This is a genomic window from Amycolatopsis sp. cg9 (assembly GCF_041346945.1).
Lineage (GTDB): Bacteria > Actinomycetota > Actinomycetes > Mycobacteriales > Pseudonocardiaceae > Amycolatopsis.
Map to the genome: position 1 here is coordinate 4,997,941 of NZ_CP166850.1, position 23,207 is coordinate 5,021,147.

At 71.4% G+C, this 23,207-nt stretch carries 27 protein-coding genes; 12 read left to right on the plus strand and 15 right to left on the minus strand.

The features are described from left to right. Positions 1 to 22: 22 nt before the first annotated feature. Complete coding sequence (locus tag AB5J73_RS23950; RefSeq protein WP_370972424.1) at positions 23 to 1,174, minus strand: hypothetical protein; 1,152 nt, start codon at positions 1,172 to 1,174, stop codon at positions 23 to 25. A gap of 286 nt (positions 1,175 to 1,460) precedes the next feature. Then, the gene (locus AB5J73_RS23955; RefSeq protein ID WP_370972425.1) at positions 1,461 to 3,656 is read right to left on the minus strand and encodes an MMPL family transporter; all 2,196 of its coding nucleotides are present in this window, start codon (positions 3,654 to 3,656) and stop codon (positions 1,461 to 1,463) included. A gap of 206 nt (positions 3,657 to 3,862) precedes the next feature. Here AB5J73_RS23955 and AB5J73_RS23960 point away from each other — a divergent pair, with 206 nt between their 5' ends. Further along, positions 3,863 to 4,456 (plus strand): TetR/AcrR family transcriptional regulator, encoded by a 594-nt coding sequence (locus AB5J73_RS23960; RefSeq protein ID WP_370972427.1) that lies wholly within the window; start codon positions 3,863 to 3,865, stop codon positions 4,454 to 4,456. A 31-nt stretch (positions 4,457 to 4,487) separates the two neighbouring features. Here AB5J73_RS23960 and AB5J73_RS23965 read toward each other — a convergent pair whose 3' ends face one another. Both AB5J73_RS23965 and soxR read right to left on the minus strand, forming a co-directional pair. After that, a complete protein-coding gene (locus AB5J73_RS23965) occupies positions 4,488 to 5,036 on the minus strand; it encodes an RNA 2'-phosphotransferase (RefSeq protein ID WP_370972429.1) in 549 nt (182 codons plus the stop codon). Positions 5,037 to 5,068: 32 nt separating this feature from the next. Continuing rightward, positions 5,069 to 5,530 (minus strand): redox-sensitive transcriptional activator SoxR, encoded by a 462-nt coding sequence (gene soxR / locus AB5J73_RS23970; protein ID WP_086856575.1) that lies wholly within the window; start codon positions 5,528 to 5,530, stop codon positions 5,069 to 5,071. Positions 5,531 to 5,582: 52 nt separating this feature from the next. Between soxR and AB5J73_RS23975 the strand changes: the two genes are divergently transcribed. Genes AB5J73_RS23975 through AB5J73_RS23985 form a run of 3 tightly spaced genes read left to right on the plus strand, consistent with a single transcriptional unit; the run spans position 5,583 to position 7,621 of the window. After that, the gene (locus AB5J73_RS23975) at positions 5,583 to 6,275 is read left to right on the plus strand and encodes a thiamine pyrophosphate-dependent enzyme (RefSeq protein ID WP_370972431.1); all 693 of its coding nucleotides are present in this window, start codon (positions 5,583 to 5,585) and stop codon (positions 6,273 to 6,275) included. Between the two features lie 3 nt (positions 6,276 to 6,278). Next, positions 6,279 to 7,172, plus strand: a complete 894-nt coding sequence (locus AB5J73_RS23980) for a transketolase family protein (RefSeq protein WP_370972433.1) — start codon at positions 6,279 to 6,281, stop codon at positions 7,170 to 7,172. A gap of 20 nt (positions 7,173 to 7,192) precedes the next feature. Continuing rightward, the gene (locus AB5J73_RS23985) at positions 7,193 to 7,621 is read left to right on the plus strand and encodes an NUDIX hydrolase (RefSeq protein WP_370972435.1); all 429 of its coding nucleotides are present in this window, start codon (positions 7,193 to 7,195) and stop codon (positions 7,619 to 7,621) included. Here the strand turns inward: AB5J73_RS23985 and AB5J73_RS23990 are convergent. From AB5J73_RS23990 to AB5J73_RS24000, 3 genes are read right to left on the minus strand one after another with little or no spacing between them, the layout of a single operon-like run. Further along, positions 7,607 to 8,155, minus strand: coding sequence for an NIPSNAP family protein (locus AB5J73_RS23990; RefSeq protein WP_370972437.1), 549 nt, complete (start codon positions 8,153 to 8,155; stop codon positions 7,607 to 7,609). The two genes, AB5J73_RS23985 and AB5J73_RS23990, sit on opposite strands and share 15 nt — an antisense overlap. 38 nt (positions 8,156 to 8,193) lie before the next feature. Then, on the minus strand, positions 8,194 to 9,369 hold the full coding sequence (locus tag AB5J73_RS23995) for an acyl-CoA dehydrogenase family protein (protein WP_370972439.1): 1,176 nt from the start codon (positions 9,367 to 9,369) through the stop codon (positions 8,194 to 8,196). Positions 9,370 to 9,417: 48 nt separating this feature from the next. Then, the gene (locus AB5J73_RS24000) at positions 9,418 to 9,594 is read right to left on the minus strand and encodes a hypothetical protein (protein WP_370972440.1); all 177 of its coding nucleotides are present in this window, start codon (positions 9,592 to 9,594) and stop codon (positions 9,418 to 9,420) included. 171 nt (positions 9,595 to 9,765) lie between these two features. On the opposite strand from AB5J73_RS24000, the gene AB5J73_RS24005 reads away from it, so the two are divergent. The 3 genes from AB5J73_RS24005 to priA are packed head-to-tail and all read left to right on the plus strand — an operon-like array spanning position 9,766 to position 12,044. Beyond that, positions 9,766 to 10,620: a hypothetical protein gene (locus AB5J73_RS24005; protein WP_370972441.1), complete on the plus strand. Its 855-nt coding sequence runs from the start codon at positions 9,766 to 9,768 to the stop codon at positions 10,618 to 10,620. A 32-nt stretch (positions 10,621 to 10,652) separates the two neighbouring features. Further along, complete coding sequence (hisH, locus tag AB5J73_RS24010; protein WP_370973292.1) at positions 10,653 to 11,270, plus strand: imidazole glycerol phosphate synthase subunit HisH; 618 nt, start codon at positions 10,653 to 10,655, stop codon at positions 11,268 to 11,270. Between the two features lie 36 nt (positions 11,271 to 11,306). After that, positions 11,307 to 12,044 (plus strand): bifunctional 1-(5-phosphoribosyl)-5-((5-phosphoribosylamino)methylideneamino)imidazole-4-carboxamide isomerase/phosphoribosylanthranilate isomerase PriA, encoded by a 738-nt coding sequence (gene priA, locus AB5J73_RS24015; protein WP_370972443.1) that lies wholly within the window; start codon positions 11,307 to 11,309, stop codon positions 12,042 to 12,044. Positions 12,045 to 12,056: 12 nt separating this feature from the next. Here the strand turns inward: priA and AB5J73_RS24020 are convergent, their stop codons facing one another. After that, on the minus strand, positions 12,057 to 12,374 hold the full coding sequence (locus AB5J73_RS24020; RefSeq protein ID WP_370972445.1) for a hypothetical protein: 318 nt from the start codon (positions 12,372 to 12,374) through the stop codon (positions 12,057 to 12,059). Between the two features lie 191 nt (positions 12,375 to 12,565). Here AB5J73_RS24020 and AB5J73_RS24025 point away from each other — a divergent pair, with 191 nt between their 5' ends. Genes AB5J73_RS24025 through AB5J73_RS24035 form a run of 3 tightly spaced genes read left to right on the plus strand, consistent with a single transcriptional unit; the run spans position 12,566 to position 14,083 of the window. After that, positions 12,566 to 13,159 (plus strand): TetR/AcrR family transcriptional regulator, encoded by a 594-nt coding sequence (locus AB5J73_RS24025; RefSeq protein ID WP_370972446.1) that lies wholly within the window; start codon positions 12,566 to 12,568, stop codon positions 13,157 to 13,159. A gap of 56 nt (positions 13,160 to 13,215) precedes the next feature. Beyond that, positions 13,216 to 13,596: a DUF1330 domain-containing protein gene (locus tag AB5J73_RS24030; RefSeq protein ID WP_370972448.1), complete on the plus strand. Its 381-nt coding sequence runs from the start codon at positions 13,216 to 13,218 to the stop codon at positions 13,594 to 13,596. Positions 13,597 to 13,606: 10 nt separating this feature from the next. Next, positions 13,607 to 14,083, plus strand: coding sequence for a GNAT family N-acetyltransferase (locus AB5J73_RS24035; RefSeq protein ID WP_370972449.1), 477 nt, complete (start codon positions 13,607 to 13,609; stop codon positions 14,081 to 14,083). On the opposite strand, the gene AB5J73_RS24040 is transcribed toward AB5J73_RS24035, so the two are convergent. From AB5J73_RS24040 to AB5J73_RS24050, 3 genes are read right to left on the minus strand one after another with little or no spacing between them, the layout of a single operon-like run. Then, positions 14,067 to 14,453, minus strand: coding sequence for a PPOX class F420-dependent oxidoreductase (locus AB5J73_RS24040; RefSeq protein ID WP_160697947.1), 387 nt, complete (start codon positions 14,451 to 14,453; stop codon positions 14,067 to 14,069). The genes AB5J73_RS24035 and AB5J73_RS24040 overlap by 17 nt on opposite strands. A gap of 13 nt (positions 14,454 to 14,466) precedes the next feature. Then, positions 14,467 to 15,201, minus strand: coding sequence for an ABC transporter permease (locus AB5J73_RS24045; RefSeq protein WP_370972452.1), 735 nt, complete (start codon positions 15,199 to 15,201; stop codon positions 14,467 to 14,469). After that, on the minus strand, positions 15,198 to 15,911 hold the full coding sequence (locus tag AB5J73_RS24050) for an ABC transporter ATP-binding protein (RefSeq protein ID WP_370972454.1): 714 nt from the start codon (positions 15,909 to 15,911) through the stop codon (positions 15,198 to 15,200). The genes AB5J73_RS24045 and AB5J73_RS24050 overlap by 4 nt, the downstream gene beginning before the upstream one ends. A 145-nt stretch (positions 15,912 to 16,056) precedes the next feature. On the opposite strand from AB5J73_RS24050, the gene AB5J73_RS24055 reads away from it, so the two are divergent. Continuing rightward, entirely contained in the window at positions 16,057 to 16,995 is a 939-nt protein-coding gene (locus AB5J73_RS24055) for a hypothetical protein (protein ID WP_370972456.1), read from the plus strand. Here AB5J73_RS24055 and AB5J73_RS24060 read toward each other — a convergent pair. Further along, complete coding sequence (locus AB5J73_RS24060) at positions 16,985 to 17,956, minus strand: hypothetical protein (RefSeq protein ID WP_370972458.1); 972 nt, start codon at positions 17,954 to 17,956, stop codon at positions 16,985 to 16,987. The two genes, AB5J73_RS24055 and AB5J73_RS24060, sit on opposite strands and share 11 nt — an antisense overlap. Next, positions 17,953 to 18,450: a SigE family RNA polymerase sigma factor gene (locus tag AB5J73_RS24065; protein WP_370972460.1), complete on the minus strand. Its 498-nt coding sequence runs from the start codon at positions 18,448 to 18,450 to the stop codon at positions 17,953 to 17,955. The genes AB5J73_RS24060 and AB5J73_RS24065 overlap by 4 nt, the downstream gene beginning before the upstream one ends. 298 nt (positions 18,451 to 18,748) lie before the next feature. Between AB5J73_RS24065 and AB5J73_RS24070 the strand changes: the two genes are divergently transcribed. Next, positions 18,749 to 20,338 carry a hypothetical protein gene (locus AB5J73_RS24070; protein WP_370972462.1) on the plus strand — a complete coding sequence of 530 codons (1,590 nt, stop codon included), beginning with the start codon at positions 18,749 to 18,751 and terminating at the stop codon, positions 20,336 to 20,338. 6 nt (positions 20,339 to 20,344) lie between these two features. On the opposite strand, the gene AB5J73_RS24075 is transcribed toward AB5J73_RS24070, so the two are convergent. Together AB5J73_RS24075 and AB5J73_RS24080 are read right to left on the minus strand one after the other, a co-directional pair. Continuing rightward, a complete protein-coding gene (locus tag AB5J73_RS24075) occupies positions 20,345 to 21,838 on the minus strand; it encodes a right-handed parallel beta-helix repeat-containing protein (RefSeq protein ID WP_370972464.1) in 1,494 nt (497 codons plus the stop codon). Positions 21,839 to 21,985: 147 nt separating this feature from the next. Next, positions 21,986 to 23,179, minus strand: coding sequence for a phytase (locus tag AB5J73_RS24080; protein ID WP_370973294.1), 1,194 nt, complete (start codon positions 23,177 to 23,179; stop codon positions 21,986 to 21,988). Positions 23,180 to 23,207: the final 28 nt, after the last annotated feature.

Sequence of the window (23,207 nt, forward strand, 5' to 3'; positions counted from 1 at the left end):
CGGCACTTCGGCGGAGCCGCTGTCAGCTTGCGCTGATCGCGGTCTTGCCTTGGAGATCCTTCGCGAGTCGTCGCACTCCTTCGGCGTCGAAGGAGATCTCGTGCTCTCCCAGCGCCACCCCGACACCCCTGAAGTCGTTGAAGGTCATCGACGTCCCACCGGACAGGTGCAGGGCCAGGCCGCTGGTGAACCCGGTCGCGGAACTGTGGGGATTCGTCACGGCGACCACCTCGCGCCACGGTGCGCCGCCCGAGGTCGTACCCGACACCAGGCTTTCCCGTGCCCAGACGAACTGTGTCGAAGTGAACAAAAGTGCTACGTAGCGGCCGACTTCTCCGGGGATCCCGCAGCGGCACAGGGCGATCAGGTCCTCGTGGCCCGAGAGAGCCTCGGTCAACGCTGCCCGCTGCTTTCGCCACAGGCCGCTCTCGAATGAGCTCGCGCCTTCTGAAAGCAGGGCGAGGTTGAACGCGTGTCGTGCTTCGTCCGGGGCACCCCACAATTCTGTCTTCGGTGCCAGAAGGCGAAAGTCGTAGCCGCAGTCCGGGCAGGCGACGACGACGGTCTCGGTGCGACGGGCCCGGCAGCCCGGGCAGAACACCACCACTGCGGACTCGAAATCCGTTCCTCGGCACGATTCGCAGGTCCGTGCGCCGGCGGCGGCCGGTGAATCACCTTGGCCCGCGTGTCGCATCACACTGGCGAAAGCGGAAAGGAACGGGTGATCGGGATCGAAATCGGCGAAGTCCTCAGCGAGCAGAGAGGTGGTTGCGTCCCGCCGTTCTTGAGTTCTGCGAGCGGCCTTCGCTTGCTCGTCGACCGGGTTGACGAGGACCGCGTTGCCGCATGCGCTGCAGGTGAGGTGCAACCTCAACCGTTTTTGGCCGTCGAGCTCCGCAATGATCCGGACCTGCTCGTGGAGAAGCTCGATCCAGGCTCGAGCCGCCGGGGTCGTCACGAGAGGCGCAGGGCTCGGGCGGCCGGCCTCCTCGAGATCATCGAGCTCTTGCCCGAGCTCCTCGAGCGCGGCGATGTCAGGGGCCGGTCCGGCGACCTCCGGCCGGGATCGGATGGTGCCGATCGTCTCCCGGAGTCTGGCAATGTCCGCCGTCGCGAGGAAGAGCGCCTCGTTGCCGGTTTCCGTAGTGAACAGGTGGCCCACTGCGCTGGTCATCGCGACCTTCGCCTCCGATCAGGCTGAACAGGAGGCGACCTGGTTCGCCTCCTGCCAAGCAGTCGGTGCGCTCGACCCGAAGGGTTACGTTCGTGGGCGAAACGATATGTGAAGGAGAATGAGTGGTTACACCTCAGCTTGTCACGAATTGGCTTGGCCCGCCGTCAATTGATATCCGGCCGTTGATCGAGCGGCATTGATTCTTTCGAAGTCGTCGGTCGGAAGCCGGAAAAGGGCCCGGCCGTGACGTGGGAACCACATCACGGCCGGGCTGGGGAGACTCCGCTCAGCGGCTTGCGCCGACCAGTTCGCGGGGGTCGTCGCCGGGGGCGTCGTCGAGGTGCTTCGTGAGCTTCTCGCCCTCGACGTCGACGTCCGGCAGGATGCGGTCGAGCCACCTCGGCAGCCACCACGCGCCGCGGCCGAGCAGCGACATCACGGCCGGGACCAGGGTCATGCGGACCACGAACGCGTCCACCAGCACGCCGATCGCCAGCGCGAAGCCGATCGACTGGATCAGCGACGACTCGGCCAGGATGAAGCCGGCGAACACGCTGATCATGATCAGCGCCGCCGCGACGACCACCCGCGCGCCGTGCCGGAAGCCGGTCACCATCGCCTCCTGGGGTTCCGCGCCGTGGACGTGCTCCTCGCGCATCCGCGTCACCAGGAACACCTGGTAGTCCATCGCGAGTCCGAAGAGGACACCGATCAGCAGGATCGGCAGCATGCTCATGATCGGGCCGGTCGACTCGACGCCGAGCAGGTCCGTCAGCCAGCCCCACTGGAACACCGCGACCACCGCGCCGAACGTCGCCGCGACCGAGCCGAGGAAGCCGATCGTCGCCTTCAGCGGCACCACGACCGAGCGGAACACCAGCATCAGCAGCACGAACGCCAGCCCGACGATCAGCGCCAGGTACGGCAGCATCGCGTCCGACAGCTTCTCCGAGACGTCGATGTTCGCCGCGGTCTGGCCGGTGACGGCGAGCTTCGCGCCGGTCGCGTTCTCCAGGACGCCCGATTCCGCGCGGATCGCGGCCACCAGGTCCTCGGTCTGCGTGCTGCTCGGGCCGCTCTTCGGGATCACCGTCAGCAGCGCGGTGTCGCCGGTCTGGTTGACGCGCGGCGGCGTCACGGCGGCGACGTCGGGCAGCTTCTGGATGTCGGCGGCGGCCTGGCCGAGCGCGGCCTGGCGGTTGGTGCTCGCGCCGGTGTCGACGACGACCAGCAGCGGGCCGTTGGAGCCCTCGCCGAAGCTGCGGCTGGCGATGTCGTACGCCTTCTTCTGCGTCGATTCCGGGGCGGCGGTGCTGTCGTTGGGCAGGCCGAGCTGCATGCTCAGCGCGGGCAGCGCGACGACGGCCATCCCGGCCAGCGCGAGGATCAGCACCGGGATCCGGTGCCGGGCCACGAACCGCGCCCAGCGCTCGCCGTGCGTCGTCCCGACCGGCTTGCGGCGCAACCGGATGCGGCTGCCGGCGACGCGCACGCCGGCGAACCCGAGCACCGCGGGCAGCAGCGTCAGCGCGATGAGCACGGAAACCGCGACGGTCACCGCGGCGGCGACGCCCATCTGGCCGAGGAACGGGATGCCGACGACGGTCAGGCCGGCCAGCGCGATGATGACGGTGAGCCCGGCGAACACGACGGCCGAGCCGGCGGTGCCGACCGCGCGCCCGGCGGCCTCTTCGGGTTCTCGGCCGAGACTCAGCTCGTGCCGGTAGCGCGAGACGATGAACAGCGCGTAGTCGATGCCGACGGCCAGCCCGATCATCAGCGCGAGGATCGGCGTGTTCGAGTTCAGCTCGAGGAAGCCCGAGGCGAGGAAGATGCCGCCCATCCCGGTGCCGACGCCGATCAGCGCGGTCAGCAGCGGGATGCCGGCCGCGACCAGCGAGCCGAAGGTGATGATCAGCACGACGGCGGCGACCGCGACGCCCAGGCCTTCGGTGGCCCCGGTCTCCGGGATGCCCTGCACGGCGTCACCGCCGAACTCGACGGTGAACCCGGCGGCTCGGGCCGCGTCCGCGGGGGCTTGCAGTGCCTGACGGTCCTCTTCGGTCAGTTCGTACGCCTTCGCTCCGTAACTGACCTGGGCGAGTGCGACCCGCTGATCGGGTGAGATCGACTGCACCTGGAACGGGTCCACGACGGCGGCGACCTTCGGCGCCGTCTTCAGCTGGGTGACCAGCGACTCGACGGCGGCCTTGCCCTTCGCGTCGGTCACCGTGGTCCCGGCGGGGGCCTCGATCACCACGCGTGCGGTGGCGCCACCGGCGTTGGCCTGCGGGAACTTCTCGGTCAGCTGGTCGATCGCCCGCTGCGACTCGGTCCCGGGGATCGTCACCGAGTTCGACAGCTGGCCCGACAGCGTGAGGGCACCCAGCCCCAGCGCCACGAGGACGGCCGCCCAGACGGCCGCGACCAGCGCTCGCCGTCGGAAGGACAACCGGCCGAGCCGGTACAGGAAGGTCGCCACGAGTCAGCTCCGTTTCGCCCGAACGGGCTCGGTTCACTCCATCAGGTCTGTCCCCAAGCTAGCCGATCGGCAAGGGCTGGTCCAAGCCGATCGGCAAGTATGTGACTTGCCGAACAGCAAGGTTTATCCCTGTCGATCGGCAAGTAAGGGAATTTGCCGATCGACAGGGAGTGACGTACGCTCCGACGGCTCGCTGAGGAGGAAGAATGACCGCCGGCCCGGCCGAGGACACCCGGACCCGACTGCTGCAGACCGCGCTGCGCCTGTTCACGGAACACGGGGTCGAGGGCACGTCGCTGCAGATGATCGCGGACGCGCTGGGGATCACGAAGGCCGCGGTCTACTACCACTTCAAGACGAAGGCGGAGATCACCGAGGCGGTGGCCGAGCCCGGCGTGCGAGACCTGGACGACCTGGTGCTGCGCGCGGCGGCCCAGAAGCGCCGCGGCGCGCAGGTGGACCTGCTGCTGGAGGGGTTCATCGACCTCGTGATCCGCCACCGCGCGCTGGTGGCGCTGTTTTCCAGCGACCCCGGCCTCATCCGCGCGATCGAGAAGTCGGCGCACGGCGGGATGGAGGGGTTCGGTCAGGCGCTGCTGGGCATCTTGGCCGGCCCGGACCCGGACGCGACGGCGCGCGTCAACGCGATGGTCACGCTGACGGGCATCGCGATGGCGGGCGGCTCCCCGGACCTGGCCGGCTTGGGCGACGACGAGCTGCGCACAGAGCTGCTGGACGTGGGCCGGAGGCTCCTGGGGCGTCCGCGCCGCCGGACTCCGAGCGCGGTGCCCTCCCTGTGAGCCGACCGGGGACGTCCGCCGTCGCGCGTGGTCACGGGAGGCGCGTGAGGTAACCCGGGGGGACCGCCGCGGTGAGCCAGACGCCGTTCGCGCTCACCTGGAACGCGTGGCCCGCGTCCGCCATCGCGGCCGCGCCGACTCGGAGGATCACCGGCTTTCCGCGGCGGGCTGCCACGGTGCGGGCCGTGTCCGTGGTGGCCGAGAGGTGGACCGCGTGGCGGTTCATCGGGCGCAGGCCCTCGTGGAAGATCGCGTCGAGGAACTTCGGCACCGTGCCGTGGTACAGCACCGGCGGCGGGGTGGTGTTCGGCAGGCCCAGGTCGACCGCGACGCTGTGGCCCTGGCTCGCGCGGATGCGGATGCCCGTTTCGTCGAACGCGAAGCGGCGCTTGTTGTTCGTCTCGACGACTTCGTCGAGCTGTTCGCGGGTGATCGCGAGCCCGTGGGTGCGCAGGGCGCCGAGGAGGGTTTCGACGTTCACCCAGCCGTCCGGGCCGAGGGTGAGGCCGAGGGCGGCGGGGTCGTGGCGCAGGTGCCGGGCCAGCCGCTTCGAGATGCGGATCAAGTGCTTTTCGTTCATTTCCTCCCCAGGATCCCGCCGGCGGCAAGCGGTTAAATGCCGCCCTCGACCGCCGGGCGGAGTTTGCTCGCGCCCGGGCCGTAGCGGGCCAGCTCGTCGTCGTTGTTGTAGAGCGCGCAGCTGCGCAGGGACAGGCAGCCGCAGCCGACGCAGCCGGTCAGGCGGTCGCGAAGCCGTTGCAGGGCGTCGATCCGCGCGTCGAGCTCCTGCTGCCAGTCGCGCGACAGCCGCGCCCAGTCCGCCTTCGTCGGGGCGTGGTCCTCGGGCAGGGTCGCCAGCGCCGAACTGATGTCCTCCAGGGAAAGCCCGACCCGTTGCGCGGCGCGGATGAACGCGATCCGGCGCAGCACCGAGCGCGGGTAGCGCCGCTGGTTGCCCGCCGAGCGCTCGGAACTGATCAGTCCCTTCTCCTCGTAGAACCGCAATGCCGTGTGCGGCACCCCGCTGCGTTCCGCCACCTGTCCGATGCTGAGATGTTCGGCGAGCCTCGTCACCTGCTCAGGCTATCCTTGACTTCGAGTTTAGTCGAGGTTGCATGGTCGGACCATGACCACTGCGACCGAACCGGGCTACGCCGACCTGCCGCGGCTGATCTCGCTGATGACCGGTGACGACAAGCACAGCGCCGCCGCGGAGTCCACTGTGGACGTCCTGTGGGTGCTCTACGACCGCGTCCTCGACGTCACGCCCGAAAACTTCCGCGAGCCCGACCGCGACCGCTTCCTGCTGTCCAAAGGGCACGGTCCGATGGCGTACTACGCCGTGCTCACCGCGAAGGGCTTCCTCGCCGAAGCGGAACTCCCGACCTGGTCCGACCCGGTGTCCCGGCTCGGCCACCACCCCGACCGGCGCCGGGTCCCCGGCGTCGAGATCTCCAGCGGGTCCCTCGGCCACGGCCTGCCGATCGCGCTCGGCACCGCGCTCGGCCTGCGGGCCCGCGGCCTGACGCGGCCGAGGGTCGTCACGCTCGTCGGCGACGCCGAGCTCGACGAAGGCTCGAACCACGAGGCGATCGTCGTCGCGGCCCGCGCCGGCCTCGAGAACCTCACCACGGTGGTGATCGACAACCAGTCCTCGACGCGCGGCTGGCCGGGCGGGATCGCCCGCCGCTTCGCCGTCGAAGGCTGGGAGACCCGCACGGTGTCCGGCCGCGACCACGACGCGCTCCACGACGCCCTCACCGCCGCCCGCCCCGGCCGCCCGCTCGCGGTGGTCGCCGTCGTCGAACCGAAGGGCTGACCGATGCCGTCGATGCGCGAAGCGTTCCTGAGCACCACCGAAGAAATCCTCGACGCGGACCCGGACGTCGCCGTCGTGCTGGCCGACATTTCGGCCGCCCAGCTGGCGGGCGCCGCGCGGCGCCACCCGGACCGGGTGATCAACGTCGGCATCCGCGAGCAGCTGCTGGTCAGCGCGGGCGCCGGGCTGGCGCTCGCCGGCCTGCGGCCGATCGTGCACACGTTCCCGTCGTTCCTGGTGGAGCGCGCCTTCGAGCAGATCAAGCTCGACTTCTCCCACCAGGAAGCCGGTGGCGTCCTCGTGTCCTACGGCGCCTCCTACGACATGGCCGCGGAAGGGCGCACGCACCAGTCCCCGGGCGACGTCGCGCTCATCGACTCGCTCCCGGGCTGGACCGTGCACGTACCGGGCCACCCGGACGAGGCACGCCGGCTGCTGCTCGAGTCGATCCCCGGCGACGGCCGGATCTACCTGCGCCTCTCGGCCCAGGAGAACGCGTCGCCGCACCTCGGTGTCGGCTTCACCCGGCTGCGCTCGGGTTCACGCGGAGTCGTCGTGGCCGTCGGGCCGGTGCTGGACCGCGTCCTGCGCGCGACGGCGGGCCTCGACGTCACGGTGCTCTATGCCTCGACGATCCGCCCGTTCGACGCCGCGGGCCTGCGCGCGGCCGCTCTGGCCGCCGCACCGGAGGTGGTCCTGGTCGAGCCGTACCTGGCCGGGACGTCCGCGCACTGGGTCGCGGAGGCGCTTGCCGACGTGCCGCACCGGTTGCGGTCGCTCGGTGTCCGCCGGGACACCGAAGTCCGGACCTACGGCGGCATCGCGGACCACGACCTGGCCCACGGGCTGGACGCGGGCTCACTGGCGTTGTCGATCAAAGATTTCCTCCAGGGGTAGGGGGCCGCTAGCGTGGCCCCATGGGGTTCCGGATCAGGCCGCTCGCGCTCGGGCTGGTGTGGCGCGGCGACGCGCTGCTCGTGTTCGAAGGGCGCGACGACGTCAAAGGCGAGACGTACTGCCGGCCGCTCGGGGGCGGGATCGAGTTCGGCGAAAGCGGCAAGGACGCCCTCCGCCGGGAGTTCCTCGAGGAGCTCGGCGCCGAGCTCCTCGTCGGCAAGCGGGTCGGCGTGCTCGAGAACATCTTCAGCTGGCAGGGCAGGCCCGGCCACGAGATCGCCTTCCTCTACGCCGCCGAGTTCACCGACCCCGCCTTCTACGAACGCGAAGAGATGAAGATCCTCGACGACCCCGCCACCGCGCACTGGGCCGACCTCGCGGACTTCCGTGACGGCCGCAAGATCCTCTACCCGGCGGGGCTCCTCGAACTCCTCTCAGCGGATCAGTGACCGCGAAGTCGCCTCCAACCCCAGCTCCACGTCGGCACCGAGCGGTGTCCGGCTGAACCACACCGAAAACGGGCCGTCCGCGCGGACCGGCAGCTGCGGGAACGTGTTCTCGGACGGCTCGGTCTCGAACGCCGCGAACGCCGACGGCGGCGGGTCCGACGGCGGGCCGATCGCCACGTGCAGGCCCGAACCCGGTGGGGGCGCGGAAAGCCCGCGCCGGACCGGGCGCAGCAGCAGGACGTCGTCCGAGTCGATCATCGTCGCGTTCGCCGCCTCGCGGTGCTCCTTCCAGACCGGGCCGAAGTAGAACTCCTCCAGCGCCGCTCTGCGCTCGTCCATCGAGCGGAACCCGCGCAGCCACACGAACTTGTCGGGTGACGCGCGCTCGCGGAACAGCCCGAACAGGTGCGCGCCCGCCGCCTCCTGCGGCTCGACGAACTCGCGCTCGAACAGCTCGATCAGCTCGTCTCGCCGCCCCGGGTGCAGGGTGTAGCGCCGGAGCTCGATGACGGTTTCGAAGTCGGTGAAGGTCATGCCGCCGAAGCTAGCGGCCACCACCGACAAAAACCGGATCAGCGGAAGGCCGCGAGCCCCGTGATCGCCTGACCGAGTGACAGCGCGTGCATCTCCTCGGTGCCTTCGTACGTCAGCACCGTCTCGAGGTTCGCCATGTGCCGCATCACCGGGTACTCCAGCGAAATCCCGTTGGCGCCGAGCATCGAGCGGGCCGTCCGCGCCGCGTCGAGCGCGGAGCGGACGTTCGCCATCTTCCCGAAGCTGACGTGGTTGTGGTGCAGCGTCCCGGCGTCCTTGAGCCGCCCGATCTGCAGCGCCACCAGCCCGGCGCGGTTGACTTCGACGAGCAGGTCGGCGAGCTTCCGCTGGGTCAGCTGGAACCCCGCGAGGGGCTTGCCGAACTGCGAGCGCGAAAGCGTGTACTCCAACGCGGCTTCGTAGCACGCGCGCGCCGCGCCGACGACGCCGAAGAGGATGCCGTAGCGGGCTTCGTTCAGGCAGGACAGCGGCCCGCGCAGCCCGCGGACCTCGGGGAACGCCGCCGAGTCGGGCAGCCGCACGCCGTCCAGCACCAGTTCCGCGGTCAACGACGCCCGCAGCGACAGCTTGTGCTTGACCTCGTTCGCGGTGAAGCCCGGCGTCGACGTCGGGACGACGAAGCCGCGGATGCCGTCGTCGGTCTGCGCCCAGACGACCGCGACGTCGGCGACGGTCCCGTTGGTGATCCACATCTTCGTGCCCGACAGCACCCAGTCGGAGCCGTCGCGCACCGCGCGCGTCCGCATCGAGCCCGGGTCGCTGCCCGCGTCCGGCTCGGTCAGCCCGAAGCAGCCCAGCGCGTCACCGGTGGCCATCCGCGGCAGCCACTCCTGCCGGTGCTCCTCGCTGCCCCACTTGTGGATCGCGTACATCGCCAGCGAGCCCTGTACCGACACGAAGCTGCGCAGCCCGGAGTCGACGGCTTCGAGTTCGCGGCACGCGATGCCGTACGCGACCGCGCTGGTGCCCGCGCAGCCGTAGCCCTCCAGGTGCATGCCGAGCAGGCCCAGCGACCCGAAGCCCTTGGCCAGCTCGGCCGCCGGGAGCGCGCCCGTTTCGTACCAGTCGGCGACGTGGTCGAGCAGGTTGTCCTTCGCGTACTCGCGCACCGCGTCGCGGATGGCGCGCTCCTCCTCGGCGAGCCCGGCGTCGAGGTCGAGGAAGTCGTGGGGATCAGGGGTGCGGCTGCTCATGAGGACTCCCGGGGGACGCGTCGATGCGGCCCTCGCAGGAAACCACAGTCAGGCGTCTGTTCTCCGAGTGGCGTTCGTCACGCGGACAGCAGATGCCGAGGGCGTGCACCGCGGGCGCGTCTGCTGCCGGGGGATGAGCAGCTCGCTGAACTGCGGGAACGGCACGCTGTCGATGTCGTCGCGCCAGGCGTTCAGCATCTGCGACAGCACGTCTTCCTCGGCCATCTTCGCCTCCCTGGCGTCCGGTCGTGCGGGGCGGTAGCCACACGATCGGGTGACTTGATACCCAGTCGGCGGGACGGTGAAACGTCCTGCCCCGGAATTCTTCCGAGCGGTCGTCACCCCATGGCAGAATCGCGTCGCCGCCGCCCAGGCCTCTACTCCCGAGGAGCGCCCATGCGCGCGGCCAGTCTGTTCGCCCTCACCACCGCCGCCCTGCTCGCCGCCACCGGCGTCGCCGCGGCCCACGAACCCGGCTGGCGCCGGGTGGGGCACACGACCGCCGAGAACCGGATCAGCGGCGAGGGCCTCACCACGCTGCGCCTGCCCGGCCACGCACCCGAGATCGTCTACCGCAACGGCGCGACCATCCCGCAGCCGCTCAAGAACGAGGGCTGGGGCCACGTCGGCGACCCGGACTCGCTGCGCGGCTACGTCTTCGACGTCTACCAGGACACCGTGACGCCGACCCCGGCCACGAAGATGTACCTGGTCACGAAGCCCGACGGCAGCACGACGGAGTTCGTCCACCCGCTCGCCCCCGACGAGCCGGCGGCCAACGCGAACGCCCAGGTCGCGGCCACCCCGGACGGTCAGTGGCTGGTCTCCGGCCCGCTCGGCGAGATCGACCGCCTCTACGTCTCCCCGACGCCGTTCCTCAACCCGCGCGGCCCGAAGACCGCCGGCGACCTCCCCGTCGCCGCCCGCGTCCACCTCGACCACCACGTCCGCAGCGCCCAGGGCTGCGACTTCGTCGGCGCGACGCGGCTGGTCTGCGCCACCAGCGACCCGGACAACGACCTGTACCCGACGAACCTGCAGCTCCTGCAGATCGACCTGCCGCGGCCCCTGAACGGCCACGACGTCACGGCGAAGGTGCGCGAAATCGGCCAGGTCCCGCTGGTCAGCACCTGCACCGGTACCTTCACCCCGGAAGGCGTCGACTACGACGCCGGCGTGCTGCGCGTGGAGGTCGTCCCGCCGTCGCCGTGCAACACCGTGACCGACGTCTATTCGTTCGAGCGCCGCTGAGGCCTCCGGCTACGCTGGGTGGCGTGTCTCGTGTGGTGATCCTCGACTACGGTTCCGGCAACCTCCGCTCCGCCGAACGCGCCGTGGCGCGCGCCGGAGCCGACGTCGAGGTCACCGCCGACCCCCATGCCGCGATCGAGGCCGACGGCCTGGTCGTGCCCGGCGTCGGCGCGTTCTCGGCGTGCATGGCGGGGCTGCTGGAGGTCAAGGGCCACCGGATCATCGGCAAGCGCCTCGCCGGCGGCCGTCCCGTGCTCGGCATCTGCGTCGGCATGCAGATCCTCTTCTCCCGCGGCGTCGAGCACGGCGAGGAGACCGAGGGCACGGGGGAGTGGCCCGGCGTCGTCGACCGGCTGAACGCGGACGTCCTGCCGCACATGGGCTGGAACACCGTGCGCGCGCCCGCGGACTCGCAGCTGTTCGCCGGCCTCGACCCGGACGAGCGGTTCTACTTCGTCCACTCCTACGCCGCCCGCAAGTGGGAGCTCGACGGCCTGGCCGGCCAGGAGCCGAAGGTCACCTGGGCGAACCACGGCGAGGACTTCGTCGCGGCGGTCGAGAACGGCCCGCTGTGGGCCACCCAGTTCCACCCGGAGAAGTCCGGTGACGCGGGCGCGCGGCTGCTGAAGAACTGGCTCGCGACCCTCTGACCGGGTGACCGGGGTCTCCGCCCTAGAGTTACCGGCGTGACTTTCACGCTGCTTCCCGCCGTTGATGTGGCCGATGGCCAGGCCGTGCGACTCGTCCAGGGCGAGGCCGGCACCGAGACCTCCTACGGCAGCCCGCTGGAGGCCGCGCTCGCCTGGCAGCGCGACGGCGCCGAGTGGATCCACCTCGTCGACCTCGACGCCGCCTTCGGCAAGGGCAGCAACCGCGAGCTGCTCGCCGAGGTCGTCGGCAAGCTCGACGTCCAGGTGGAGCTCTCCGGCGGCATCCGCGACGACGCGTCGCTGAAGGCCGCGCTGGCCACCGGCGCCCGCCGCGTCAACCTCGGCACCGCCGCGCTCGAGGACCCGGCGTGGACCGCGCGCGTGATCGGCGAGTACGGCGACCGCGTCGCGATCGGCCTCGACGTCCGCATCACCGACGCCGGCCACCGCCTCTCGGCCCGCGGCTGGACCTCCGACGGCGGCGACCTGTGGGAGGTCCTGGAGCGCCTCGACCGCGACGGCGCGTCCCGCTACGTCGTGACGGACGTGAGCAAGGACGGCACGCTGCGCGGCCCGAACCTCGAGCTGCTGCGCGACGTCGTGGCGCGGACGGACGCCCCGGTGATCGCTTCGGGCGGGGTGTCGAGCGTGGCCGACCTGGTCGCGCTGGCCGGACTGGCTTCGGACGGGGTCGAGGGGTCGATCGTGGGGAAGGCGCTGTACGCGGGCGCGTTCACGCTGCCGGAGGCGCTGGCCGCGGTCGCGGAGGTCTAGCCGCGCCGGGGTTCACGGTTCGTGCAGCGGCAGGAAGCGGATGACCGGTTCCTCGTACGGGTGGGCAGCGCGGACCGCCTGCTGAACGGCACGGGCTTGATCGACGTCGCAGACTGATTCGATGCGGCATTCCTCGGCGTGCTGCACGACGCCGACCTGGCCGTCGTACGGCTGGGAGCCGGGCAACGGCAGCCATGTTCCGGTCACTTGCCACCCGCTGGAACACCGCGCGTACTGGCCGACCCGGCCCGCTCCTGCTTCGTGGAGAGCGTCGATGACAGCGGCCACGTGGCTTTCCGGAACGGTCACCTCGATCTTCAACCGCGGCATGGCTGGACACTAACAACCGGGTCATGGCAGACGGTGAAAGTCGCGGAGGTTCAGATCGCGCAGCACGCCGCCGCAGGTGCTCGGCGCGCCGCTCCCGCGCGAACCTGCAAGCAGCGGCCCGCTGCGCGCCCCGTGCGTGAGCACTCCGCCTGTAGTACTTTCCCCGGAGTAGTCCTACGCCGGGAGTCTTCATGGTGCGACGCAACCCCGAACGGCGCGCGGCCCTGCTCGACGCCGCCATCGACGTTCTCGCCCGGGAAGGCGCCCGCGGGCTCACCTTCCGCGCGGTCGACCAGCAGGCCGGTGTCCCGGTCGGCACGGCGTCCAACTACTTCGCCGGCCGCGACGAGATCCTCAAGCGCGCCGGCGAACGCGTCTACGAGCGGCTCGTCGACGAAGCCGTCATCGCGGACGGGCTGACCGGGCCGCGGGGCCGGGCTCGCGTCGCCGCGCTGATGCACGAGCTCGTGGACCGCGTCGCCGCGTTCCCCACCGGGTTCCTCGCCCTGCTGGAACTGCGGCTGGAAGCCACCCGGCGGCCGGAGCTGCGGGACGTGCTCACCCGCCGCATCCGCGAGGACGTCGACTTCAACGTCGCCTACCACGAGAAATCCGGCCTGCCGGGCGACGGCACGACGGTCGTGCTGCTGTGGCTCGCGCTGAACTGGCTGATCATGGAACGGCTGACGCTGCCCGGGTTGTTCACCGACGCCCAGCGCCACGACCTCGTCGAGGCTCTTGTGGACCGCTTGCTCGCCGGGCAGCCGTCATTACCTCCGGCGTAATCGACTCCACGCCGCGGGCGGGCGAAGATTCCTTTCAGGACGACGAAAGGACCGCCATGACCGCCTACGGACTCGCCCACCTGCGCCCGCCCGCCGAGCTGTCCGAAGAGGTCTTCCAGTACCTCGAGCGCATCCAGGCGACGCTCGACCCCTTCGGCGGCGAGTTCCTCGTGCACGGCGCTCCCGTCGAGGTGATGGAAGGCGAATGGCCGGGCGGGCTCGTGCTCATCGGGTTCCCGAGCACCGCCGCGGCGCACGAGTGGTACGCCTCGCCCGCCTACCAGGCGATCCTGCGGCTGCGCGCGGACCACATCCCGGGTGATCTGGTCATCGTGGAAGGGTGCGGGCCCGACCACGACTCCGCCGCGATGGGAGCCGCGCTGCGCGCTGCCGCCGTGGGCCGAAAAGCGGCTGACAGCACCGTCTCCGCCCCGTAGGTTGCCGCGGGTGGAGGAGATCGTCACCCAGCTCGAAATGACCGCGGCCGACCAGCTCAACCCGGCCCCGCCCGTCGACGGCGTCACGCTGCGGGCCGCCGAGCCCGGGCCGCTGATCCGCGACCTGCACGTCCGCATCGGCACGCCGTACCGGTGGCCCAGCGCGTCCCGTTCGGACGCCGGCTGGGCGCGGTGGCTCGCCGAACCGGGACGGCGGTACCGGCTGATCGAGTACCGCGGCGAGGTCGCCGGCGCCGCCGATTTCGAGTACCAGGCCGACGGCGACGTCGAGATCACCACCTTCGGGCTGCTCCCGGAGTTCGTCGGCAAAGGGCTCGGCGGGTACGCGCTCACCCTCGTCGTCGCCGACGCCTGGACGCCGCCGGGCGCGCGCCGCGTCTGGCTGCACACCTCGACGCTCGACCACCCGAACGCGCTGCCGAACTACCTGCGCCGCGGGTTCCGCAGCTTCAGCCGTCCAGCTTGACCGCGATCCCGACCGTCCGGTCGGCCGGGCCGCGCAGCTTGGAGAAGAACATCGTGACGCGCCCGACGAGGCCGTACTTGCGCGCGATCGCCTTCCGGACCCGCTCGGTCTCGGCGAGGTCCAGCAGCCGGGCCTGGCCGGTCGCGACGGCGCCGTGCGTCTTCTGCCCGCGCAGGTCGCAGGCCTGGACCTCCACCCGTCCGCTGTTGCGGATGCGCTTGACCTTGCCCGCCTTCCGCTCCGACCACAGCACGAGCTCGCCGGCGTCGCCGGCGACCCAGATCGGGGTCGGCACCGCGCGCCCGTCGCGCCGGAACGTGGTCAGGACGACGTAGCGCTCGGCGGCGAGCCGGTCCGTTTCGGATGCCATGGGACCACGGTAGTCACGGCGTCCGGCGCCGCAGCGTCGCCGCGCCGAGGACCAGGGCGAGCAGTGCGCAGCACGCGACGACCACGAGGTTCCGCAGGATCACCGCGTCGACCGTGCCGGCCGTGGTGACGCGGGACAGCGCCTCGACCGCGTACGACAGCGGCATCACGTCGGAAAGCCACCGCAGCAGCCAGCCCATGTCGTCGCGCGGGACGAACAGCCCGCACAGCAGGATCTGCGGCAGCACGAACACCGGCATGAACTGGATCGCCTGGAATTCGGTGCGCGCGAAGGCGCTCACGAAGAGTCCCAGCGCCATGCCGAGCAGCGCGTCGAGGACCGCGATCAGCAGCAGCATCCCGACGGAACCGGCCAGGTCGAGGCCGAGCCACCACAGCGAAACCCCGGCGGCGAGCGAGACCTGCACGACGGCGATCGCGCCGAACGCCAGCGCGTAGCCGAAGAGCAGGTCCAGCCGTCCGATGGGCAGCGTCATCAGGCGTTCGAGGGTGGCCGTGGTGCGTTCCCGCAACGTCGTGATCGACGCGATGAGGAACATGATCAGGAACGGGAAGACCCCGAGCAGCGCGGGCGCGACGCGGCTGAAGACGGCCGTCGAGTTGAACACGTACCGCAGCAGCACCATGAGCAGCGTCGGCACCAGGACCAGCATCACCACGGTCCGCGGGTCGTGCCGCAGCTGGGTCAGGATGCGCCGGGTGGTGGCCAGCGTCAGCGCGGGGTTCACGACGCGGCCCGCACGAGGTTGAGGAACGCGCCTTCGAGGTCGGCGGCACCGGTGCGCTCGCGCAGGGCGAGGGGTGCGTCGTCGGCGAGGAGGACGCCCTCGCGCATGAGCAGGAGGCGGTCGCAGCGCGCCGCTTCGTCCATGACGTGGCTGGACACGAGCAGCGTCGCGCCGCCTTTGGCGAGCCGGCGGAACAGCGCCCACAGTTCGTCGCGCAGCACCGGGTCGAGCCCGACGGTCGGCTCGTCGAGCACCAGCAGTTCCGGCCGGCCGAGCAGCGCGACGGCGAGGTTCGCGCGGCTGTGCTGGCCGCCGGACAGGGAACCGACCAGCTTCCCGGCGTGGTCGGCCAGCCCGACTTCGGCGATCACCCGGTCCACATCGGACACCGGCGCGCGCAGCACCGCGGCGAAGTACGCGAGCGCTTCCCGGACGGTGAGGTCGGCGTAGATCGCGGGGTTCTGCGTCGCGTAGCCGATCCGCCGTCGCAGCGGCGGGCTGCCGGCGGGCAGGCCGAGGACGGTGACCGTGCCGCCTTCGACGATCTGGACGCCGACGATCGCGCGCATCAGTGTGGTCTTGCCGCAGCCGCTCGGGCCGAGCAGCCCGGTGACGGTGCCGCGCGGCACCTCGAAGCTCACGTCCCGCACCACGGGCCGGCCACCGCGCCGGACGCGGAGCCCGGTGACCGCCAGCGCAGAATTAGTCATGTGTTTAATTCTGCGCGCGTTGAGAAGCCGCCGTCAAGGGGGCACCCGGCGCAACGTGATGGCGCAGGTCGGCAGAAGCGCTTCAACCACTTGATTTGCGACGATTTCCGGGTTGGGTTGTGCCCGCGTACTGGAGGGAACGTCGATGGCCGTCACACAGCAGGTCCCGGTTCATCCCCAAGCAGGTTTCTTCGGCGAGGGGCCCTACCCCGCACGCCGCGCGGTGATCGCCGTCGTCGCGATCCTCGCCGGTTTCGGGCTGACGGCCATCTGGTCGGCCCCCTTCGTCGACTCCGTGATCGGGGACAGCGTCGCCAACGGGCTCCTCGGCTACGACGCGAAAGCGACGCCGATCAGCGGGGCCCTCGCCGGGACGTTGTTCGCGTTCGTCTCCGGGCTCGCCGGATCGTTCACCGCCTGCAACATCGCCGCGTTCGGGGCGGTCGCGCCCCTGGTGGGCGGGCAGGCGGGTGAGAAGCGCAGCCCGTTCAAGCCGCTCGGCTGGATCGCCGCGGGCATGCTCACGGTTTCGATCGCCTACGGCGTGATCGTCGCGCTCGTCGGCACGAGCATGCCGCAGTTCTCCACCGCGACGGCCAAGGGCCTTTCCCCGCGCAGCATCCAGTCCATGGTCGCGTTCGGCGTCGTCGGCCTGGTCTTCCTGCTGATGGGCCTGATCGCGCTCGGCATCCTCCACAACCCCTTCGCCGCGTTCACCCGGCGGCACCCGGCGGCGCCGCACGTCCTGATGGGCGCGCTCATCGGCGGGTTCCTGATCGGGCGGCCGTACCCGCTGTTCCGGATCATGTTCCGCAGCGCCGCCGAGCAGCACAACGTCTTCTACGGCGCCGCCGCGTTCGCCCTGCAGTCGATCGGCAACATCGTCGTCATGGCGGTGCTGTTCCTGATCCTGACCTACGCCACGCGCGGTCGCCTGCAGAGCTGGTTCGCCGCGAAACCGTCCCGGATCGCGGCCGTGACCGGGGCCGCGCTGCTCGTCGGCGGCACGTTCACGCTGCTGTACTGGGACGTCCGCGTGCTCGGCCGGCTCGGGATCATCTGGTTCCCGATGATCAGCTGGTAGCCCGGCCGAGCCACCGGTAGTCGGGCGTGGGGTCGAGCTGGACGCCGTTCGCGACGGCGATCAGCTCGGCTTCCGGCCGCGCGCCCGACACCGTCAGCCAGCGCCCGGACGGCAGCCGGACGGCGACGGTCCCTTCCCGGCCGGCCACGAAGAACCCTTGGCCGCCGCGGACGGTGACCGGTGCGGCGCCGTGCACGCCGGGGGAGCCCGCGCTCGCCGTGACGCGGACGGCGGCCACCGACGGCCGCGCCGGGTCGGCGGCGGTCAGCTCGGTGCTCCCGTCGGCCGGGCCGCTGCCCTTGACCGCGGCGGACCGCTCGATCAGTCCCGCCGGGAGCTCGCCGAAGCGCAGCTCGCCGCGGACGCCGACCGGCCGGGCGGTGACGTCGTCGGCGATCCGCTGGGCCACGGCGCGGGCGTCCGGGACCCCGTCGACCCGCGCGGTCAGGACGTGGTCGTCGTCGGCGAGCCAGGTGAGCAGCGCGGCGGTCTCGGTGCCGCCGGTGACCATGGCGACCCGGCCGTGCACCAGGACCTGGTCGCGGACCGACGCGATCCGCAGCGCGACCTGCGACCACTCGGGGTCGGCGGTGGAGTACGCCGACAGCGTGATCGCCGCGGGTCCGGCGGACCACCGCCGGACCTGCGGAGTGATGCCCGGGCCGCCCTCGCGGTACTGCTCGGTGAAGCCGTCCGGCAGCCAGTCCGGGCTGTAGCCGAGGACCGGAGCGCCGGCGGCCGGGACGACGTCCGGGGTGGTGAGCGCCCGCGTGCCCACGAAGACCCCGGCGACCAGCACGACCACCGCCGCGGCGACCAGGGCCAGCTTCGTCGACGGCCGCCGCGTCCGCCGGTCGCGGGCCAGCGCTTCCCGCACCGCCCGGCCGTCCGGGGCGCGGGTGGCGAGGCGGTCCAGGGTCTCCCGGATCAGCGTCTCGGTGTCGTGGTCGCTGCGGGTCATTCTCCAGCTCCGGTGGTGAGTACCGCGGGGTTCGGGGCCTGGCGCAGGGTGGTCAGCGCGCGGGAAATCTGGCTGCGCACGGTGGAGGCGCCGCAGCGCAGGACGGCGGCGATCTCGGCGTCGGAGTAGTTCTCGTAGTACCGCAGCACGACCGCCGCGCGCTGCTTGCGGGGCAGCGTGGCGAGCAGGCCGAGCATCGCGTCCCGCTCGTCGTAGGCGGTGGCCGGGTCGGCTTCGGGCGGGCCGAGCGCGTCGAGGACGTCGTGGCTGCTCGGCACCATCCGCCGCACGGCCCGCCGTCGCCACGAGAGGTATTCGTTGGTGATCATCCGCCGCACGTAGGACGGCGGCGCGTCGATGCCGTCCCACCGCTGCTGGGCGCGCAGCAGCACGTCCTGGACGATGTCCTGCGCCAGGTGCGGGTCGTTCGTCAGGACGGTGGCGTAGCGGAGGAGGCCGTCCAGCCGCTCCGCGACGAACTCTTCGAAGCTCACACGCGTCCCTTCCGTTCTTCCCTTGGACGCGCGAGGGGGCCGGGCTGATGCATGCGAGCGGAAAGTTTTTTCCGGGGCGAGTTCACCGGTTCGGCCCAGTCCGGCGTGGTCGCGGTCACACTGGGCTTCGTCTTCGGGGATGTTCGGCGGCGTCGCCGCTCCCGCCTTCGTCGGCGTGGGTGACAGGTGGCTCCGCTGCGTTCCCGGTTTCGGCGGGGTGGTCCGGGCGCTCGGGGAAACCTGTCGGTGGCCCGTGCTTTCCTGGGTCCGGGAGGAAGAAAGACCTGGAGGAGGGGCGATGACGAGGGGGAAGGCAGCGGCCGGTTCGGCCGCCGTGGCGGTGCTCGTGGCCGCCTTCGCGATCGGCCCGTTCGCGTTGTTCGTGGGCGCGGTCTGGGGGCTCGTCGCGGGCTGCCGCCGGTACACGCGGCGGTTCGCGGTCGGCGGTTCGGGACTGCGGTACCACCTGGCCGCGTTCGGGGTGCTGTACCTCGTACCGGTCGGCGTGGCCGCGAGCGCGTACCTGGCGCTGTCGGCGTACCTGCAGTGGTTCGCCGACACGTCGGGCACGGGCTGGCTCATTTCACTGCAACGGTTCTTCGAGGCGGTTTCGCGGTTCTTCTCCGAGAACCTGAAGCTGAGCGAGTTCTCGGTGTTCGCCGCGCTGATCGGCGTCTACCTGCTGACGTGCCTGCTGCTCGCACGCCGTGCGGATGGCTGGCGGGGGCGCGCGGCGGCCGGGCTCGGCCGGGCCGCCGACGGCTACACGAAGTACAGCGGGCCCGCGGCCGCCGGGCTCGCGACGTTGGCGTCGCTGTCGCTGTTCGGCATGCAGCTCGGCGTGCCGGCCACCGACCTGCAGGTGAAGTTCAAGGTCGCCCAGCAGGGCTACGCCGAGGTGACCCGGAAGATCGAAGCGGATCTGACCCAGCGGGTGGCGGGGAAGCTGTACGGCAAGGTCGAAGCGTCGTTGCCGCAGGCGTACCGGGACGCGCTCGCCGTCCGCCGGACGGAGCTGGCGGGCTTGACCGAAGCCGCGCGCAGCAGCGCCGAGAGCGCCAAGTCGGGCTACGACGTGGGGTTGCCCGCGGTGGACGAGGCCGTCCGCGCCGAGACGTCACGCGGGCGGCAGGTCGATGCGCTCGTGCCCGAGGTGCGGGTCGACGGCTCGCGGCCGCGCGAAGCACCACCCGGGATCACGCCCGAGCAGGTGGCGGCGGCCGGGGTGGCCGTCGGGGCCCGGCCGGCCGAGCCGGGGATCGACCTGGTCGCGGACGGCCGCAAGAAGGTGACCCTGCAGGTCGAGAAGGTCGCCACCGAACGGATCTTGGCGGTGACGAAACCGGTCACGGACGCGATCCCGATCCTGGAACCGCTGGTGCAGGCGTTCGCCGAGGCGGCCGACAAGACCCTGCAGGACAGGCTGGGCCCGCTCTACGACCGCCTGGCCGAGATCGCCCTGCGCAGCCCGCGCGACTTCGCCGCGGCGGTCGACCGCGAGGCGGCGGGCCTGGTCGACCGGACCGACGTCAGCCGCCCGGCGGCGGCCGTGGCACCCCGCGCCGTGGAGGCGGCCCGGGCGTTCCAGGCGTCGGTGTCGACGTTGCGGGCCGCGCCGGGCCGGCTCGGCCAGAAAGTGACGGAGGTGATCCTCTCCCGGCCGGTGCCCCCGGTGCTCGACCCGTCGGGCCGGTTGCGGCTGACGCTCCCGGAGATCCCGCCGCTGCGCCTGCCACCAGCGGACTCCTTCCGGCTGCCGTACTCCTACGACCCCGGGAGGTACGGCTACACCCTGCCGGACCGGTTCACCGTGCCCCCGGAGATCGCCAGGGTGCCGCGGATCGCGCCACCGCCACGGGCGAGCCTGCCCCGGATCTTCTTCTGGTGAGCCGGGTCAGCAGTTCGGCGTCACGCCGTCGAAGGAGGCGCAGTCGTCCTGGTTCCAGGGTTCGTTCTGCCACTGCGCCGGGGTGAGGGTGCGGGAGGTGTCGCCGGCGACGAACGCCCACGGGCCGAGGTAGTCGTTGCTGTACCAGTAGTTGTCCTGGTCGTGGGTGATCGCCTCCTGCACCAGCGTGCCCCGGTACGGAGACCACGCCGGGTAGGTGCCGTAGTTCGACAGCACCGCCATCCGGCCGCAGAGGCTGAGGCAGCCGGGCCGGGCGGGATCGAAGCGGAAGGTGTTCGAATGGATCTCGACCCGCTGGGTCTTCCAGCGGCAGTCGTCGAACAGCGGCTCGGACTCGATGCCCGGTGCCACGCACCGGGCCCGGTCCGGGACGAGCTTGGTGCAGCTCGCGGTCGAGGTGTTCGCCGGGCTGTTGCAGAAGCGGTCGGCGTTCTCCCACAGCGTGATGCCGGACCAGTTGTCCTCGAAGGAGTTGCCGTAGATGTCGAGCACGTCGGTGCGGGCCGGCACGCGGGGTTCGCCGCCGGACTCGGAGATGTACACCGAGGCGGACGGGAAGTTGTCGCCGCGGGACGCGCGCCGGCTGCCCGCCACCACGTTGTTGCGGCGGATGGCGTTGTGGCGGATCACGACGTTGTAGCTGATCTCGTAGAGGATCGCTTCCGCGTCATTGTCCTCGATGACGTTGTCTTCGATCAGGAAATCGTTGTCGTTGGTGTCCGCCCACAGCCCGACGCCGCGGTTGTGGTGGATCCAGTTGCCGCGGACGTCGGCGCCGTTCACGGCCCAGAACTTGATTCCGCCGCTGCACCCGCAGCCGGGGTTGCGCGTTTCCCAGTCGTCGACGTTGTTCCCGCTGATTTCGTTGCCTTCGACGAGCAGCCCGGTGATCGCGTTGTCGGGGCGGTAGGCGTTCATCCCGTACTGCCCGTTGTCGCGCAGGCAGCTGGCCCGCACCACCTGGCGGACGCCGGCCATCAGCGCGGCGCCGGTGTTGCGCTGGATGGTGGTGTTCTCGATCACCCAGTGCTCGCCGGAGTCGTGGTTGACCACGCCCTGGTCCTGGGGTGCGACGAAGTTCTGGATGGTGAGGCCGCGGATGACGACGTCCTTGGCCTGCTGGGTGAACGCGGCCCGGTTGAGGCCGCGGCCGTCGAGCACGGCGCCGGGAGCGCCGAGGTAGACGTCCCCGTCCTTGGGGATGACCTGCCCGAACTGGTCGGGCGCCAGCCGGTGCGTGCCGGGCGGCAGCCAGAAGGTGGTCCCCGGTGGCGACGCCTGCGTCTTGACGCTCAGGTCGCCCTCGACGGCCAGGTCGACGGGCACGGCACCCGGCGGTGCCTGGGTGTAGAGCGCGGGCTGGTGGTCGCACACGGCACCCGTCGCGGACTCGGCGAGGGCGGGTGTGGCGACGGTGAAAACGGGAACAACGGAGGCGGCCACGAGCAGGACAACGAGCGCGGAATGGAGGCGCGGCATGCCGTGAACCTACGCAGAATCGATCCCGTAGATACCGCCATCAGTGGGCAGTTGTGCATTATCGGCCGCGGTAAAAAATCACCGCGGCCGATAACATGACAAATACAGGACAATGGTGACGGTCGAAATGCGGTGTTCGGCTGCTCGTTACCGGGGGAGGACGTCTTCCAGCCGGACGAAGGCGAAGCCCGTGGTCGGGAGGTCGCCGGCCGTCGGGCGGCGTTCGCCGTCGTGGACCACCAGGAGGCCGTGCGGGAAGCGGCGGCCGAGGGACGCGGTCGTGATCGCCGAGCCGTCGGAGTGCTCGACCGAGTCCGTGCCGCGGCCCGCGACGATCCGGAGGTCGCGCGTGCGGTGGCCGTAGCCGACGAACCGGGAGTCGCCCTGGCTGGACGCGAACAGCGTGCCGTCCGCCACCGCCAGCCCCTCGGCGTCGGCCGCCAGCCACCGGCCGCCGAAGCCGGGGTCGGCGCCGTCGGGGACGCACTCCCCGGTCTTGGAGTCCCAGCGCTGCGGGACGCCGTAGGAGCGCACGCGGTCGACCAGTTCGGGCCGCCCGAACCCGGTGGCCGTCAGCGGGATCCGCCAGATCCCGACGTCCTCCTGGGCGGTGTAGAGCACGCGGCCGTCGAGCACCGACCCCTCCAGCTGCGGCCCTTCGCCGGGCTCCTCGCAGGGCGACCAGGTCGTGCCGTCCGGCAGCCGGAACGTCGAGGGCAGGTCGACGGTCGCCAGCGGCGCCGTGCCGACGGTGCCGTCCGGCCGGTCGGCCAGCCGCAGCAGCGCCACCCGCGTCTCGTGCCGCCGGGTCACCGCCACCCACCGGACGCCGGTGCGCGGGTCGCGTCCCGCGGCCAGCCCGTACGCGGTCCGCTGATCGTCCACTTCGGACTCCGACCCGGAGAACACCGGCGCGGCGGCGGGATCGGTGACGTCCCGCAGCACGCGCCCGCCCGCCGCGGCGCCCGCCGGGTCGATCCGGTAGACCCGGATCCGGTCACGCCCGCGGTCGCTCACGACGGCCAGGTCACCGACGACGTCGACGTTGTTGAAGCGCCCGGGAGCGGCGCCCGGCCCCGGCGCGGCCGGCGCGGCGACCAGCTGGAGGGTCCGCGCCTCCAGGTCGAACGCGGCGAGCCCGCCCTCCTTGAGCGTGCCCAGGACGACACTGCGCGAAGGATCGTGCGGGTGGACCCAGATGGCCGGGTCGTCGGCATCGGCGTTCGCCGGTGACGCGCCGGCGTCATCGACGAAGGCCTGGGTCTGGGCGACCGGCGAGGGATCGCGGGAAGCGGCGGAAGCGGGAACGGCGGACACCAGGGAGACGGCGGCCACGGCCACCGGAAGAAGTCTGCGCACGCGCGGAAAC